Source organism: Caulobacter sp. Root1472 (assembly GCF_001426985.1).
GTDB classification, from domain to species: domain Bacteria; phylum Pseudomonadota; class Alphaproteobacteria; order Caulobacterales; family Caulobacteraceae; genus Caulobacter; species Caulobacter rhizosphaerae.
The window spans coordinates 26441-42554 of record NZ_LMFX01000008.1 but is presented as its reverse complement, the minus strand read 5'-3'; the positions used below and the strand labels follow the sequence as shown (position 1 = coordinate 42554).

6 protein-coding genes are annotated in these 16114 nt (G+C 67.2%); all 6 read left to right on the top strand.

Annotation, left to right across the window (positions count from 1 at the left end; genetic code table 11):
• Window positions 1-110 precede the first annotated feature (110 nt).
• Window positions 111-5945 carry a HAMP domain-containing protein gene (locus ASD47_RS07410; RefSeq protein ID WP_056753789.1) on the top strand — a complete coding sequence of 1945 codons (5835 nt, stop codon included), beginning with the start codon at window positions 111-113 and terminating at the stop codon, window positions 5943-5945.
• Window positions 5942-7981 carry a response regulator gene (locus tag ASD47_RS07405; RefSeq protein WP_056753785.1) on the top strand — a complete coding sequence of 680 codons (2040 nt, stop codon included), beginning with the start codon at window positions 5942-5944 and terminating at the stop codon, window positions 7979-7981. The genes ASD47_RS07410 and ASD47_RS07405 overlap by 4 nt, the downstream gene beginning before the upstream one ends.
• 105 nt (window positions 7982-8086) lie before the next feature.
• Window positions 8087-8791 carry a glutathione S-transferase N-terminal domain-containing protein gene (locus ASD47_RS07400; RefSeq protein ID WP_056753782.1) on the top strand — a complete coding sequence of 235 codons (705 nt, stop codon included), beginning with the start codon at window positions 8087-8089 and terminating at the stop codon, window positions 8789-8791.
• A 145-nt stretch (window positions 8792-8936) separates the two neighbouring features.
• Entirely contained in the window at window positions 8937-13286 is a 4350-nt protein-coding gene (locus tag ASD47_RS07395) for a PAS domain S-box protein (protein ID WP_056753779.1), read from the top strand.
• Between the two features lies 1 nt (window position 13287).
• The gene (locus ASD47_RS07390; RefSeq protein WP_056753776.1) at window positions 13288-13746 is read left to right on the top strand and encodes a response regulator transcription factor; all 459 of its coding nucleotides are present in this window, start codon (window positions 13288-13290) and stop codon (window positions 13744-13746) included.
• Between the two features lie 145 nt (window positions 13747-13891).
• Window positions 13892-16063, top strand: a complete 2172-nt coding sequence (gene egtB, locus ASD47_RS07385) for an ergothioneine biosynthesis protein EgtB (protein ID WP_056753771.1) — start codon at window positions 13892-13894, stop codon at window positions 16061-16063.
• Window positions 16064-16114 lie beyond the last annotated feature (51 nt).

Sequence of the window (16114 nt, the reverse complement as noted above, 5' to 3'; positions counted from 1 at the left end):
GGGATTTCGGTGCGGGTCGTCGAAGCGGGAAAGCGCTTCCAAACGCCGCGACCGGCTTTCCCAACAGCGCCGCCCACGTAGATCGAACGATTTCGACGTGGAGTATTTCTATGCCGGCGGCACAGTCCAAGGCGCAGCAGCGCGGGCTCGACAACCACCAGCTTCTGGCCGCCTTGCGAGCCTTCCGGCGCGGGGACTTCTCGGTGCGCTTGCCGACGGACCTATCCGGCCTGGATGGTGAACTGGCCGAGGCGTTCAACGATGCCGTCAATCTTAACGATCAAATGTCGAAAGAGTTCGAGCGTCTCGGCGACGTCGTCGGCAAACAGGGCAAGATCAACCATCGCGCTCGCCTGCCGGGGGCCACCGGCTCGTGGGCCGCCAGCGTCGACGCCGTCAACAACCTGATCACAGACATGGTTCACCCGACCGCCGAAATGGCCCGGGTGATCGGAGCCACCGCCAAGGGCGACCTTTCCCAGACCATGGACCTGGAGAACGAGGAGCGCCCGCTGCGCGGCGAGTTCCTGCGCATCGGCAAGGTGGTCAACACCATGGTGGGCCAGCTGGGGTCGTTCGCCTCGGAAGTGACCCGGGTGGCGCGGGAAGTCGGCACCGAGGGCAAGCTGGGCGGCCAGGCTCAGGTGAAGGGCGTGGCCGGAACCTGGAAGGACCTGACCGACAACGTCAACCTGATGGCCGCCAACCTGACCGGTCAGGTCCGTAACATCGCCGAAGTCACCACGGCCGTCGCGAACGGCGACCTCTCGCGCAAGATCACCGTCGATGTGAAGGGCGAGGTGCTGGAGCTGAAGAACACCATCAACACCATGGTGGACCAGCTCAACAGCTTCGCCTCGGAAGTGACCCGGGTGGCGCGGGAAGTCGGCACGGAAGGCAAGCTGGGCGGCCAAGCCAACGTGAAGGGCGTCGCCGGCACCTGGAAGGAGCTGACCGACAACGTCAACCTGATGGCCGGCAATCTGACCGGCCAGGTCCGCAACATCGCCGAGGTCACCACCGCCGTGGCCCGCGGCGACCTCTCGCGCAAGATCACCGTCGACGTGAAGGGCGAGGTGCTGGAGCTGAAGAACACCATCAACACCATGGTGGACCAGCTCAACAGCTTCGCCTCGGAAGTCACGCGGGTGGCGCGGGAAGTCGGCACCGAGGGCAAGCTGGGCGGCCAGGCTCGGGTGGAAGGCGTGGCCGGCACTTGGAAGGACCTGACCGACAACGTCAACCTGATGGCCGGCAACCTGACCGGCCAGGTCCGCAACATCGCCGAGGTGACCACCGCCGTCGCCATGGGCGATCTCAGCAAGAAGATCACCGTCGACGTGAAGGGCGAGGTGCTGGAGCTGAAGAACACCATCAACGTCATGGTGGACCAGCTGAACGCCTTCGCCTCGGAAGTGACCCGGGTGGCGCGGGAAGTCGGCACGGAAGGCAAGCTGGGCGGCCAGGCGAACGTCACCGGCGTCGGCGGCACCTGGAAGGAGCTGACCGACAACGTCAACCTGATGGCGGGCAACCTGACCGGCCAGGTCCGCAACATCGCCGAGGTGACCACCGCCGTCGCCATGGGCGATCTCAGCAAGAAGATCACCGTCGACGTGCGCGGCGAAATCCTGGAGCTGAAGAACACCATCAACACCATGGTGGACCAGCTGAACTCGTTCTCGTCCGAAGTGACCCGGGTGGCGCGGGAAGTGGGCACCGAAGGCAAGCTGGGCGGCCAGGCCCAGGTGAAGGGCGTGGCGGGCACCTGGAAGGACCTGACCGACAACGTCAACTTCATGGCCGGCAATCTGACCGGCCAGGTCCGCAACATCGCCGAGGTCACCACCGCCGTCGCCAACGGCGACCTTTCCAAGAAGATCACCGTGGACGTGCGCGGCGAGATCCTGGAGCTGAAGAACACCATCAACGTCATGGTGGACCAACTGAACGGTTTCGCCTCGGAAGTGACCCGGGTGGCGCGGGAAGTCGGCACCGAGGGCAAGCTGGGCGGCCAGGCCCAGGTGAAGGGCGTGGCCGGGACCTGGAAGGACCTGACCGACAACGTCAACCTGATGGCCGCCAACCTGACCGGTCAGGTCCGCAACATCGCCGAGGTCACCACCGCGGTGGCGATGGGCGATCTCAGCAAGAAGATCACCGTGGACGTGCGCGGCGAGATCCTGGAGCTGAAGAACACCATCAACGTCATGGTCGATCAGCTGAACTCGTTCAGCTCGGAAGTGACGCGGGTGGCGCGGGAAGTGGGCACCGAGGGCAAGCTGGGCGGCCAGGCCCAGGTGAAGGGCGTCGCCGGCACCTGGAAGGACCTCACCGACAACGTCAACTTCATGGCCGCCAACCTGACCGGCCAGGTCCGAAACATCGCCGACGTGACCACCGCCGTCGCTAAGGGCGACCTCTCCAAGAAGATCACCGTCGACGTGAAGGGCGAGATCCTGGAACTGAAGTCGACCATCAACGTCATGGTGGACCAACTGAACGGTTTCGCCTCGGAAGTGACGCGGGTGGCGCGGGAAGTGGGCACCGAGGGCAAGCTGGGCGGCCAGGCCCAGGTGCCCGGCGTGGCCGGCACCTGGAAGGACCTGACCGACAACGTCAACATGATGGCCGCCAACCTGACCGGTCAGGTGCGGAACATCGCCGATGTCGTCACCGCCGTGGCCCAGGGCAACCTCAAGCGCAAGCTGACCCTGGACGCCAAGGGCGAGATCGCTTCGCTGGCCGACACCATCAACGGCATGATCGAGACCCTGGCCACTTTCGCCGACCAGGTGACCAACGTGGCCCGCGAAGTGGGTTCGGAAGGCAAGCTGGGCGGCCAGGCCCGGGTGCCTGGCGCCGCGGGTCTCTGGCGCGACCTGACTGACAACGTCAACGAACTGGCCGCCAACCTGACCACCCAGGTCCGCGCCATCGCCGAGGTGTCCACCGCCGTGACCAAGGGCGATCTGACGCGGTCGATCACCGTCGAAGCGTCGGGGGAAGTCGCGGCCCTGAAGGACAACATCAACGAGATGATCCGCAACTTGAAGGATCAGACGTTGAAGAACACCGAGCAGGACTGGCTGAAGACCAACCTGGCCCGGTTCAGCCGCATGTTGCAGGGCGAGCGCGACCTGTCGACCGTGTCGAACCTGGTGCTGTCGGAACTGGCGCCGCTGATCAACGCCCAGCACGGGGTGTTCTACGTTTCCGACCACGACGTGAACGGCGAACCGGTGCTGAACCTCGCCGCCAGCTACGCCGCCAATCCGGGCGACCGGCCGCCGGCGCGGCTGCGCCAGCGCGAAGGCCTGATCGGCCAGTGCGCGGCCGAGCGCCAGCGGATCCTGCTGACCAATGTTCCGTCCGAGTACATCAAGATCAGCTCGGGCCTGGGCGAGGCCGCGCCGCAGAACATCATCGTCCTGCCCGCCCTGTTCGAAGGCGAGCTGAAGGCGGTGATCGAGCTGGCCACCTTTGGGACCTTCAACGAGACCCAGCAGGCCTTCCTCGACCAGCTGATGGAATCCATCGGCATCGTGCTGTCGACCATCGCCGCCAACATGCGGACCGAAGGCCTGCTCGAGCAGTCGCAGCTGTTGACCGCCGAACTCCAGGCCCAGCAGGAAGAACTGAAGAAGACCAACGACCGCCTCGAGCAGCAGGCCGCGTCGCTGCGGCAATCTGAGGAGCTGCTGCGGTCCAAGCAGGACGAACTGCAGCAGACCAACGCCGAGCTGGAGGACAAGGCGGTCCTGCTGTCGGCCCAGAACAAGCAGGTGGAGGCCAAGAACACCGAGGTCGAGCAGGCCAAGGCGGCGCTGGAGGAAAAGGCCGAGCAGCTGGCCTTGACCTCCAAGTACAAGTCCGAGTTCCTGGCCAATATGAGCCACGAGCTGCGGACGCCGCTCAACAGCCTGCTGATCCTGTCCAAGATGCTCAGCGAGAACGCGCAAGGGAACCTGAGCGCTAAACAGGTGGAGTTCGCCCGCAACATCCACAGCGCCGGCGCCGACCTGCTGGGGCTGATCAACGACATCCTGGACCTGTCGAAGATCGAGAGCGGCACGGTCACACTCGACATCGGCGAGATGTCGTTCGCGTCGCTGCGCGACCAGACCGACCGCACCTTCTCCCAGCTGGCCCAGGACAAGAAGCTGGACTTCTTCATCAACATCGATCCGGCGCTGCCCCGCTCGATGTACACCGACGACAAGCGCCTGCAGCAGGTGATCAAGAACCTGCTGTCCAACGCCTTCAAGTTCACCCAGACGGGTTCGGTGCGCCTGACCATCGCGCGGGCGGAAGACGGCTGGGCCAGCGGCAACGATCACCTGAACAAGGCCGGCCAGGTGCTGGCCTTCTCGGTCGAGGACACCGGCATCGGCATTCCCGAGGACAAGCAGCGGATCATTTTCGAGGCCTTCCAACAGGCCGACGGCACCACTAGCCGCAAGTACGGCGGCACGGGCTTGGGCCTGTCGATCAGCCGTGAGATCACCCGCCTGCTGGGCGGCGAGCTGCGGGTCGTCTCGACGCCGGGGCAGGGCAGCACCTTCACCCTCTATCTGCCGCTGAACTTCAGTCCGGCCGCCCAACCGCAGATGACCCAGCCGCTTCGTCCCGCCACCTCGCCGGTCCAGACCTTCCGCCTCTCGACGACCGAGGCCGGATCGGTCGAACCGGCCGAGACCGTCGTCGACGACCGCGAGCAGATCGAGCCCGGCGACGCCGTGGTGCTGATCGTCGAGGACGACACCCGCTTCGCCTCGATCCTGCTGTCTCTGGTGCGCGACAGCGGTTTCAAGGGCGTCGTCACCGGGGAGGGCTCAGCCGTGCCGTCGCTGGCTCGCCGGTTCAGCCCCGACGCGATCATGCTGGACATCGGCCTGCCCGACATGGACGGCCTGGCCCTGCTGGACCTGCTCAAGCGCACGCCGGACACCCGGCATATACCGGTCCAGGTGATCTCAGCCGACGACCACGGTGGGCTGGGCCTGTCGATGGGCGCCTTCGGTTTTACCAGCAAGCCGGTGGAACGCGAGGCGGTCGCCTCGACGCTGGAGAAGGTCAAGAAGCTGGTCGCCGAGACCGGTCGCGCCCCGATCCTGGTCGGCGGAGCAGGCCAGGCGGCCGACACGCTGCGTCACGCCATCGGCGCGGTGAAGGTGGTGGCCACGCTGTCGGAGTTGCCCGACGAGGCCTTCACCGACGAGGGGGATTGCCTGGTGATCGATGTGGGGGCGGGCCCGGTCGGGCCGTTCATCGACACCCTCAAGCAGCGCGGCGCGACTTCGGGCGTGGCGGTGCTCTACGCCCCCGAGGAGCTGGATCCCGAGGAGGATCGCCGGCTGCGGCTTGCGGTGTTCTCCGGACTTGCGCGCCTGGCCCGTACGCCCGAGCAACTGATCGACCACGTCACCATGTCGCTGCACGCGCCGCTGGATCGCCTGTCGACGCCGGCCAAGGCGATGATCGCCCACAGTCGCCACGCCGACGCCGTCCTGACCGGCCTGACCGCGGTGGTGATCGACGACGACATCCGCAACATCTTCTCGCTGGCCAGCGCGCTGGAGGAGTACGGCATCGAGCTGCGCTACGCCGAAAGCGGCCGTGAAGGGCTGGAGCTGCTCGACAGCCTGCCCGAGGTGGATATGGTGCTGGTCGACATCATGATGCCCGACATGGACGGTTACGAGACCATGCGCGAGATCCGGGCCCGGCCACGCTTCTCCGACCTGCCGGTGATCGCCGTCACCGCCAAGGCGATGAAGGGCGACCGCCAGAAGTGCATCCAGGCGGGCGCGTCGGACTATGTGTCCAAGCCGGTCGACATCGACCAACTGATCTCGGTGCTGCGTGTCTCGGTTCAGCGCACCGACGCCCAGCGCCTGGCCGGCGACAATATCGTCACCATCCATAGCGCCGCAGCGCAATGAGCGTACCCGCGGTCAAGCATCAGGCGGTCGCGCCGCCCGAAGACCGGCTCAGGACCCGGATTCTCATCGTCGACGACGATGAGCGCAATGCTTTCGCCGCCATACAGGCGCTGGAAACCTTGGGCCAGGAGCTGGTGGTCGCCCGTTCGGGCGAGGAGGCTTTGCGTCATCTGCTGACCGACGACTTCGCGGTGATCCTGCTGGACCTGCACATGCCCGGCATGGACGGCTACGAGACGGCTGAGCTGATCCGTCAGCGCCGCCGCAACCGCGACGTGCCCATCGTCTTCCTGACGGCGGTGTTCCGGGACGAGGCCCACATCTTCAAGGCCTATTCCGCCGGGGCTGTCGACGTGGTGTTCAAGCCGGTGGACCCGTTCATCCTGCGCTCCAAGGTGCAGGTGCTGGTGGACCTGCACATCAAGACGCTTGAACTCGAGCAACAGTCGGAGAGCCGGCGCCTGTTGATCGAGGAGAACGCCCGCATCCATGCCGAGAAGCTGGCGGCGGAACGGGCCCTTCGCCGCACCCAGGAGCGCCAGGAGGCGATCCTTCGGGCGTTGCCGGTGGTCTTCCACTCGCGCACCGCCGACGCGCCCTACGAGCCGCTGTTCGTCGGCGGCAATGTCATGGAACTGACCGGCTTTTCGGCGGAGGACTTCCTGGCCACCGCCGACTTCGGCATCAGCCGGGTCCATCCCGACGACGTCGATATCGTGGCCCGGGCCCAGGCCGAGGCTCGCAAGTCCGGCGCCTATGCCTGCGAATACCGTTGGCGGTGCGCCGACGGCTCGTACCGTTCGCTGATCGACCAGGGCGTTCTGGCCCAGGACGAGGAGAGCGGGCGTGCGGTGGTGTTCGGCACTTTGCTCGACAACACCGAACGCCGAGGGCTGGAGGAGCAACTGAGCCATGCCCGCAAGATGGAGGCGGTCGGCCAGCTGACGGGCGGCGTCGCCCACGACTTCAACAACCTGCTGACCGTGGTGCTAGGCAATATCGAGCTGATCAAGCGGCGAACCGGCGAGCAGCACGAACTCGCCCGTCAGATCGAGGCGGTGCGGCTGGCGGCCGAGAAGGGCGGGGCCCTGACCCGTCAGCTGCTGGCCTTCTCGCGCCGCCAGCGCCTGAATCCTCTGACCGTCGATCTCAACGGGTTGATCGCCGACTTCGCGCCGCTGCTGCGGCAGGCGGTCGGCGAGGCGGTGAGCATCGACCTGAATCTGGCCACCGAACCGCTTCCAGCTCACCTCGACCCAGCCCAGTTCGAGAGCGCCCTGCTGAATCTGGCGGTTAACGCCCGCGACGCCATGGAGGGCGGCGGCGTGTTGTCCATCGCCACCAGAACCGTCGACGGGGACGCCCCCAGGATCCTGGTGACCGTCCGCGACACGGGCCAGGGCATGGACGCCGATGTCGCCTCGCGCATCTTCGAGCCCTTCTTCACGACCAAGGAGATCGGCAAGGGCTCGGGGTTGGGTCTGTCGCAGGTCTACGGTTTCGTGCGGCAGTCGGGCGGCGAGGTTTCGGTAAGAAGCTCGCCGGGCCAGGGCGCGATTTTTGAAATCTCTCTGCCCCGGAGCCTGTCGGCGCCCGGTCCGCGCGGTGTCGGCGGGGAGCCTGGGGAGGCCGTGGGCGGCTCCGAGCGGGTGCTGGTGGTCGAGGACGACCCGGCGGTGCTGGCCATGGCGGTCGAGACGCTGGAAGGCCTGGGCTACCAAGTCACCACGGCGGATACGGCCGCGGCCGCCCTGAAGCGCCTGAAGGGGCGCAAGACCTTCGACCTGCTATTCTCCGACGTGGTCATGCCTGGCGGCGTCAACGGCGTCCAGCTGGCCCACCTGGCGCTGCAGGAACGGCCTGGGCTCAAGGTCTTGCTGACCTCCGGCTATGTGGGGGACGAGGCTGCGTCCTGGGCCAACGAATTTCCGATGATCGACAAGCCCTATCTGGGCCCGGCCCTGGCGGCCAAGATCCGCGCCGTGCTGGACGCCGACGCCCTCGCCACCGAAGAGCCCAAGCTAAGGCAGGGCTAGGAGAGACGATTTCTGTCGAAGCGCGCCTTGTCGCCGCGCCGACCGGCGCCATCTGACAAGCTGGGCCGCGCCGGCGGGGGCGGCCTCCTACTTTCGGAGCCGTCCATGACCGATCTTTCAGCCTTCCCGATCACCCGGCGCTGGCCCGCCCAGCACCCCGACCGGCTGCAGTTGTACAGCCTGCCGACCCCCAACGGGGTCAAGGTGTCGATCATGCTCGAGGAGATCGGCCTGGCTTACGAGCCGCACATGATCGACATCGGCCAGAACGAGACCTGGACGCCGGAGTTCCTGTCGCTGAACCCCAACGGCAAGATCCCCGCGATCATCGATCCCGACGGTCCGGACGGGAAGCCGTTCGGCCTGTTCGAGTCCGGCGCGATCCTGGTCTACCTGGCCGAGAAGACCGGCAAGTTCCTGCCCAAGGATCCGGCCCGACGCTACGAGACCCTAGCCTGGGTGTTCTTCCAGATGGCCGCGGTCGGGCCGATGTTCGGCCAGGTGGGGTTCTTCCACAAGTTCGCCGGCCGCGAGTACGAGGACAAGCGCCCGCGCGATCGCTATGTCGCTGAATCCAAGCGCTTGCTGGGCGTGCTGGAGAGCCGACTGGCGGACCGCGACTGGATCATGGGCGAAGACTATACGATCGCCGACATCGCCACCCTGGGCTGGGTGCGGAACTTGGTCGGCTTTTACGGCGCCGGCGATCTGGTCGACTACGCCAGCCTCAAGCACGTGCCGGCCTGGCTGGAGCGTGGCCTGGCCCGCCCGGCGGTGCAGCGTGGCCTGGAGATTCCCAAGCGCCCTTGAAGCCGCGCTCCGCCGCCCACGCCGGGTCCCGACCCGCTTTGTCGGTCCGCTCGGGCGGCGCAGGTCTACCCGCGCGCGATTGTCGCGGCCCGCCTTAACCCGTTTTGCGGACCTTGCGGCCTATGCTGGCGGCTTGGAGGTCCAGATGAACGACAGCGAAGTGAGGCGAATTCGGGCGTTGCGGGCCTACGGCGTCCTCGACACCTCGCCGGACGCCGCGTTCGATCGGGTGACCCAATTGGCCGCCGATCTGTTCGATGCGCCTGTCGCCCTGGTGTCGTTGATCGACGAGACCCGGCAGTGGTTCAAGTCGCGCCAGGGCCTGGACCTCTGCTCGACGGCGCGGGAAGACGCGTTCTGCAGCCATGCAATCGAGCTGGGTCCCGACGCGGTGATGGTCGTCGAGGACGCGACCCTCGATCCCAGGTTCGTCGCCAATCCGCTGGTGATCGGCGAGCAGGGAATCCGCTTCTACGCCGGCGCGGTCCTGACTTCGCCGGAGGGGCACAATCTCGGCACGCTCTGCGTCATCGACACCCAGCCTCGCGCCTGTCCGACGGATCGCGAGCTGAACCGCCTCCGCGCCCTGGCGCGCATCGTCCTGGACGAACTGGAGCGGACGCGGCTCGACCGCGTGCGCTGGGAACAGGCCCGCCTGTTGAAGTTGGCCGAGACCATGTCAGGCGTGGCGCACTGGCGCTACGACGTCGTAACGGGCCATGTCTACTGGTCGGACCTGCTCTACGAGATCTGGGGCGCCGATCGTCGAACCCATGTTCCGACCTATCGAGCGGGGCTCGAGTCCTTCCACCCTGACGACCGCGACGGAATTTCCAGCCTGATGGATCAGGCGATCGCGATGAAGACGACGATCAGCTTCCAGGCGCGGATGGTCCGGTCTGATGGCGAGCTCCGGGTGGTCCAATCAAAGGCCGGTTGCGAGCTGGACGAGCGTGGCGAGGTGGTCGCCCTGATCGGCCTGTTCCAGGACGTCACCGATCAGGTCCGCAGTTTCGAGAACCTGAGCGCCAGCGAGGCCCGCTATCGCCTGCTGGCCGAAAACACGTCCGACGTCATCGTCCGCTGCGGGCTCGACGGGACGCTGCTCTACGTGTCACCCGCCTGCCGGGCGATGGGCTACGAGCCCGAGGACTTGGTCGGCACCCGAGCCGATCGCCTGGTTCATCCGGACGATCGCGAGCGTTTCGTCGCCAATAGCGCCCAACTCTATGCCGGCCAAACGCCCGATCCGGCCGCCAATCGGCAGCATCGTTATCGCACCGGCGACGGACGCTGGGTCTGGTTCGAGGGCAATCCCCAGCTCGTCCGCGACGCCGAGGGGAGGGCGACCGAGATCGTCAACGTCTTTCGGGACGTCACCGAGCGGCGGGAGTTGCAGGAGCGCGCCGAGCGCATGGCCCGCATGACCGCCCTGGCCGAGGAGGTCGCGGGCATCGGCTACTGGCGGGTCGACGTGCGGACGGGGGAAACGACCTGGTCGCCGCACGTCGCTGTTCTGTACGGCCTGGACCCCGGCCTCGACCTTCGACTGGAGCAGTTCGTCGACGCCGTTCACCCCGATGATCAATCGGCTCTGCGCGCGCGGCTGGAAGCGGCGCGGCACGACGGGCTCGATTGGAAGCTGGCCGTCACCCGGATCATCTTGCCGGACGGGCAGCTGCGCTATCTCGAAGGTCACGGCAATTGCGAACGCGACGAGGCCGGCCAGGTGGTCGCGCTGTTCGGCACGGTAATGGACGTCACGGCCCAGGTCCTGGCCGAGGCTTCGCGCGCGGAGGACGAAGCACGCTATCGGACCATGTCCGAGCGCGTGCTCCTGGCCACTCAGGCCGGCCAGATCGCCGTCTGGGAATGGAACGTCCAGACCGGCGCCCTGGCTTGGGACGACCGAATGTACGCTCTCTATGGCCTAGTCCCCGGCGAAGCCCTGACCGCCGATCGGTTCTATGCCTGCGTTCACCCCGACGACCGCGCGGAGGAGCAGGCCCAGGCCCGGACCACCTTGTCCGGCGACAAGCGTTACGACACCGAGTTCAGGATCGTGCGCCCCGATGGGACCGTGCGGCACGTTCGCGCCCAGGCGACGGTGGTGCGCGACGTCGCGGGCGCGCCGATGCGGATGGTGGGCGTCAACTGGGACGTCACCGAGGTGCGCAATCTCGAACAGTCGCTGCGGGCCAGCGAGGACCGGGCGCGCAAACTGATCGCCAATGCGCACCAAGCCATCGTCACCGCCGATGAGGCCGGCCGGATCACCGGCTGGAATCGCCACGCCGAGCTGACCTTCGGCTGGACGGCTGACGAGACGATCGGCGCTCCTCTGGCGATGATCCTGCCCTCGGGTAAGGCCGGCGTGTCGGCGTTCCTGGGCGGGGGCTTCGGTGACGAGATCGACCAGCGCATCGAGACCACCGCCCGACGCAAGGACGGAGTCGAGATCCCGATCGAACTGGCGGTCAGCGCGGTGCGCGATGCGGCCGGCTGGGAATTGACCGCGCTGATGCAGGACATCAGCAAGCGCAAGGAACAGCAGGAGCTGTTCGAGACCGCTTTTGCCCACGCGCCGATCGGCAAGTGCCTGGTCGGACTCGACGGGGCGTTCCTGAAGGTCAATCCCACGCTCTGCAGGATGGTCGGCTACAGCCACGAGGAACTTCTGGGCCTGAACTTCCAGGCCATCACCCATCCCGACGACCTGGACGCCGACCTGGGCCTGCTGGCCGATCTCTACAATGGCCGGATCTCGACCTACCGGATGGACAAGCGATATATCCGCAAGGATGGCTCGATCGTCTGGAGCCAGCTGGCGGTGTCGCGGGTCGACAATCCCGACGGCTCGCCGCGCTATTTCATCTCGCAGATCGAGGACCTGACCGCCCGGCGGGCGGCCGAAACCGCACTGAAGGACAGCGAGGCCCGCTATCGGCTGATGGCCGAAAACACCACCGACATGATCCTGACCGCCGACCTGGGCGGAAAGGTCACGTTCTGCGCCGCGTCGTCCCGCGCCTTGCTGGGCTACACGCCGGACGAGATCATGGGCCGCAGCGCGCTGGAGCTGGCCTATCCCGAGGATCGCCTGAGGGTCAGGCGGGTTTATCGCAACCTGACCAAGGGCAAGCGGCCCGAACGGGTGCGCTGGCGTGTGCCGCATAGGTCGGGCAAGCGCGACGTCTGGCTGGAATCCAACCCGTCCCTGCTGCGCGACCCGGCGACCGAGGCCGCGGTCGGGTTCCTCGACGTGATCCGCGACGTGACCGCCCAGGTCAGTCAGGAGGAGGCCCTGGCGGCCGCTCGCGCCGAAGCCGAGGCGGCGGCGGCGGTCAAGGGCGAGTTCATGGCCAATATGAGCCACGAGATCCGCACCCCGCTGACGGCGGTGATCGGCTTTTCGGGACTGCTGGCCCAGCGTCCCGAGCTGGACGAGATTTCGCAGCGCTACGTCCAGCGGGTGTCGAGCGCGGGTCAGGCGCTGCTGGCGATCGTCAATGACGTGCTGGACTTCTCCAAGCTCGAGGCCGGCCAGGTCGAGATCGCGCCGCGCGCCGTCTCGCCCCTGGCCGTGGCCCAGGACGCCCTGGCTCTGTTCGCGCCCCAGGCCGACGCCAAGGGATTGTGGCTGGAGTGCCAGGCCGACGGCGAGCTGCCCGAACGGGTCATGATCGATCCGGATCGCGTCCGGCAAGTGCTGCTCAATCTGGTGGGCAATGCGATCAAGTTCACCGAGCGGGGCGCGGTGCGGCTGTTCGTCGGCTACGATCCTGAGGCGGCGAGGCTGCGCATGCGGGTCGAGGATACGGGCGCGGGCATGAGCGCCGAGCAGCAGACCAAGCTGTTCCAGCGCTTCTCGCAGGTCGACGCCTCGTCGACGCGCAAGCATGGCGGAACCGGCCTGGGCCTGGCGATCTGCAAGGGCCTGACCGAAGCCATGGACGGCGGCATCGCGGTGAGCAGCGTTCCTGGCCAGGGCACGGTGTTCAGCTTTCATATCGCGGCCAAGGTCGCTGTCGGTTCGAACGACGAGCTGGCCGCCGTGGCCCCTGAAACCGCCGGCCGAAACCTGGATGGGGTTCGAGTGCTGGTGGTCGACGACAATCCCGTCAACCGCGAACTGGCGCGCACCGTGCTGGAACAGATGGGCGCCGAAGTCGCCGAGGCCGGCGGTGGCCGTGCGGCGATCGAGAGCGCCGCCGTCACGCCGTTCGACTGCATCCTGATGGACCTGCGCATGCCCGGCGTTTCTGGCGTCGACGCCCTGGGCGAGATCCGGAATCGGTCGGGTCCCAACCAGGACGTGCCGGTTCTGGCGTTCACCGCGGATTCGGACCTGGGGCTGCTTGGCGTCGACCATGGGTTCGACGGCCTGGTCTCCAAGCCGATCAGGGCGGCGGATCTTGTCGACGCCGTGGATCGCTGCACGCGCTGGGACGGCGCCGTCGACGACGGCGATCCTCTCGACCGCGCGGAAGCGTAAGGTGGGGCGGACGCGCGTCCTGGTCGTCGAGGACGACCAGATCATCCTCGACCTGATCACCACCCGTCTCGATATCGCCGGCTACGACACCTATTTCGCCCGCGACGGCTTCGAAGGCCTCAAGCGCCTGCACGAACTGCGGCCATCGGCCCTGGTGTTGGACCTCAACATGCCGCGCCTCGACGGCTTCGGCCTGCTGCGCAAGATGCGTCAGGAGGGACTGAACGTTCCGACCATGGTGCTGACGGCCCGCAACCAGCCCGACGATGTCAGGCAAGCCATCACTTTGGGCGCGCGCGACTTCCTGGCCAAGCCGTTTCGGGACGACCAACTGCTGCAGAGAGTCGGCCGACTCTTGCGCCGCGCGCCGAGCCGGCCCGCCAAGGCTCCGGCGCCGGCCGAAGCCCCGCCGCCTGTCCCGCCCCCCATCGACGATGGGCCTCAGCCGTTCCTGCTCTGAAGGTAACGGCGGCGATAGTCTCCGCGCCACGTTCACTTTTTATTCTCGACGCCGCTTGAACCTGGCGGGGGGAACACTCAAGTTGCTTATTCGTTGAGCTCATCGGGCGGCGGCAAGCTCCCGACGCAGGGCGGCAGGAGAGCGCATGAGTCCCGACGACACCCCCTCGCGCGAGGCCTCAGAGGCCCGCGCCATCGCCCTCGCCGATCGCTATCTGGCGGTCCGGCGACGGACCGAGTCTCTGGCCAGGCCGCTCTCGCCCGAGGACCAGGGCGCGCAGTCGATGCCGGACGCCAGTCCCGTCAAATGGCACAGGGCCCATACCGCCTGGTTTTTCGAGACCTTTCTGCTGACGCCCTTCCTGCCAGGCTATCGGGTGTTCGACCCGGCGTTCGCCTATCTGTTCAACTCCTATTACGAGGCGGTCGGACCTCGCCAGCCGCGGCCCTTGCGCGGCCTGATCACCCGCCCGTCGGCCGAAGAGGTCGGCGCCTATCGGACCCACGTCGACGCGGCCATGGTCCGCTTGCTGACCACCTCGCCGACCGCCGAGGTCATCGAGCGCCTGGACCTCGGCCTGGCCCACGAGGAGCAGCATCAGGAGCTGATCCTGATGGACCTGCTTCACCTGTTCGCTCAGTCGCCGCTGGAGCCGGCCTATCGCGAGACCTCTCCGCCGGATCGTTCGGCCGCGACTGGCCTCCGTTACCTCGCTTTCGAGGGGGGCCTGATCGAGATCGGCGACGACGGTCCCGGATTCGCCTTCGACAACGAGCGCCCGCGTCACAAGGTCTATCTAGAGCCCTATCGTCTGGCTGATCGCCTGGTCACCAACGGCGAATGGCTGGCCTTCATCGAGGACGGCGGCTACCGCCGGCCGGACCTCTGGCTTTCCGACGGCTGGGCCGCCGTCAACGAGCAGGGTTGGGATGCGCCGCTCTACTGGCGGCGGGAAGAGAACGGCGCCTGGACGGTTATGACCCTGTCGGGCCGGCGTCCCGTCGATCCCCACGCGCCGGTGGGCCATGTCAGCTATTACGAGGCCGCGGCCTTCGCCGCCTGGTCGGGCCGCCGGCTGCCGACCGAGGCGGAGTGGGAGGCCGCGGTCAGGGCTCCGGAAGGGCAGGGGCTGCGCCAGACGTCCGACGAGGCCTGGCAATGGACCGCCAGCCCGTATGGCGCCTATCCGGGCTTCAAGCCGGGGGCGGGCGCGCTGGGCGAGTACAACGGCAAGTTCATGGTCAACCAAATGGTCCTGCGGGGCGGGGCGGCCGAGACGCCGCCCGGCCACACGCGACCGTCCTATCGCAACTTCTTCCACCCAGCCCAGCGCTGGGCTTTCATGGGGGTCCGCTTGGCCGACGACATGAGCGCGCTGGATCGCGAGACGGCGACGCCCGCCGCGACCTTCCTCGAGGACGCCCTGGCGGGCCTGACCGCGGATCGCAAGACCCTGCCGGCCAAGTACTTCTACGACGCGGAAGGCTCTCGCCTGTTCGAGGCGATCTGCGATCTGCCCGAATATTATCCCACCCGCACCGAGACGGCGTTGTTGCGACGGATCGCGCCGGAGATCGCCGCCCGGGTGATGGAGGGCGCGGCCCTCGTCGAGTTCGGCAGCGGAGCCAGCACCAAGACCCGGATCCTGCTCGACGCCATGCCGCAGCTGGCGGTCTATGTTCCGATCGACATCAGCCGATCGGCGCTGGATGAGGCCAGCGAGGCGCTACGGCGAGACTATCCCGGCCTGGTCGTCGCCCCGCTGGTTGACGACTTCACGCGCGCGGTCCGGTTGCCGGCGGCGGCGCGGGGACGGCCCGTGACCGGCTTCTTCCCCGGCTCGACGATCGGCAATTTCGCGCCAGCCGAGGCCGAGGACTTCCTGCATGGTGCGCATGGCCTGCTGGGCGATGGCGCGATGTTCGTGGTCGGGGTCGACATCGCCAAGAGTCCGGACGTGCTGGTGCCGGCCTATGACGACGCTCAGGGTGTGACGGCGGCGTTCAACAGGAACGTTCTGGTGCGCATCAACAGCGAACTGGGCGGCGACTTCGACCTGGACGCTTTCGATCACCGCGCGGTCTGGAACGCCGAGGAAAGCCGCATGGAAATGCACTTGGTCAGCCGCGTCGACCAGACGGCGCATCTGGCCGGGCGGGAAATCCGCTTCAACGCCGGCGAGACGATCCACACCGAGAATTCGTACAAGTACGCGCCGGAGATGTTCGTGGAACTGGCCCGCCGTGCAGGCTGGAAGGTCGCGGCGCGCTGGGTCAGCGACAGCCCGAGCTTCGGCGTCTTCGCCCTGGCCGGCTGAGGCGGGCGATCCTCGTCATGGCCGAAACGCGCGCCGCCCCGGGGGACGGCG

What these genes read in the sequence shown, in the direction of transcription:
- ASD47_RS07405 (WP_056753785.1), top strand. Translation starts at nt 5,942, where the DNA reads ATGAGCGTACCCGCGGTCAAGCATCAGGCGGTCGCGCCGCCCGAAGAC.
- ASD47_RS07410 (WP_056753789.1), top strand. Translation starts at nt 111, where the DNA reads ATGCCGGCGGCACAGTCCAAGGCGCAGCAGCGCGGGCTCGACAACCAC.
- ASD47_RS07395 (WP_056753779.1), top strand. Translation starts at nt 8,937, where the DNA reads ATGAACGACAGCGAAGTGAGGCGAATTCGGGCGTTGCGGGCCTACGGC.
- egtB (WP_056753771.1), top strand. Translation starts at nt 13,892, where the DNA reads ATGAGTCCCGACGACACCCCCTCGCGCGAGGCCTCAGAGGCCCGCGCC.
- ASD47_RS07400 (WP_056753782.1), top strand. Translation starts at nt 8,087, where the DNA reads ATGACCGATCTTTCAGCCTTCCCGATCACCCGGCGCTGGCCCGCCCAG.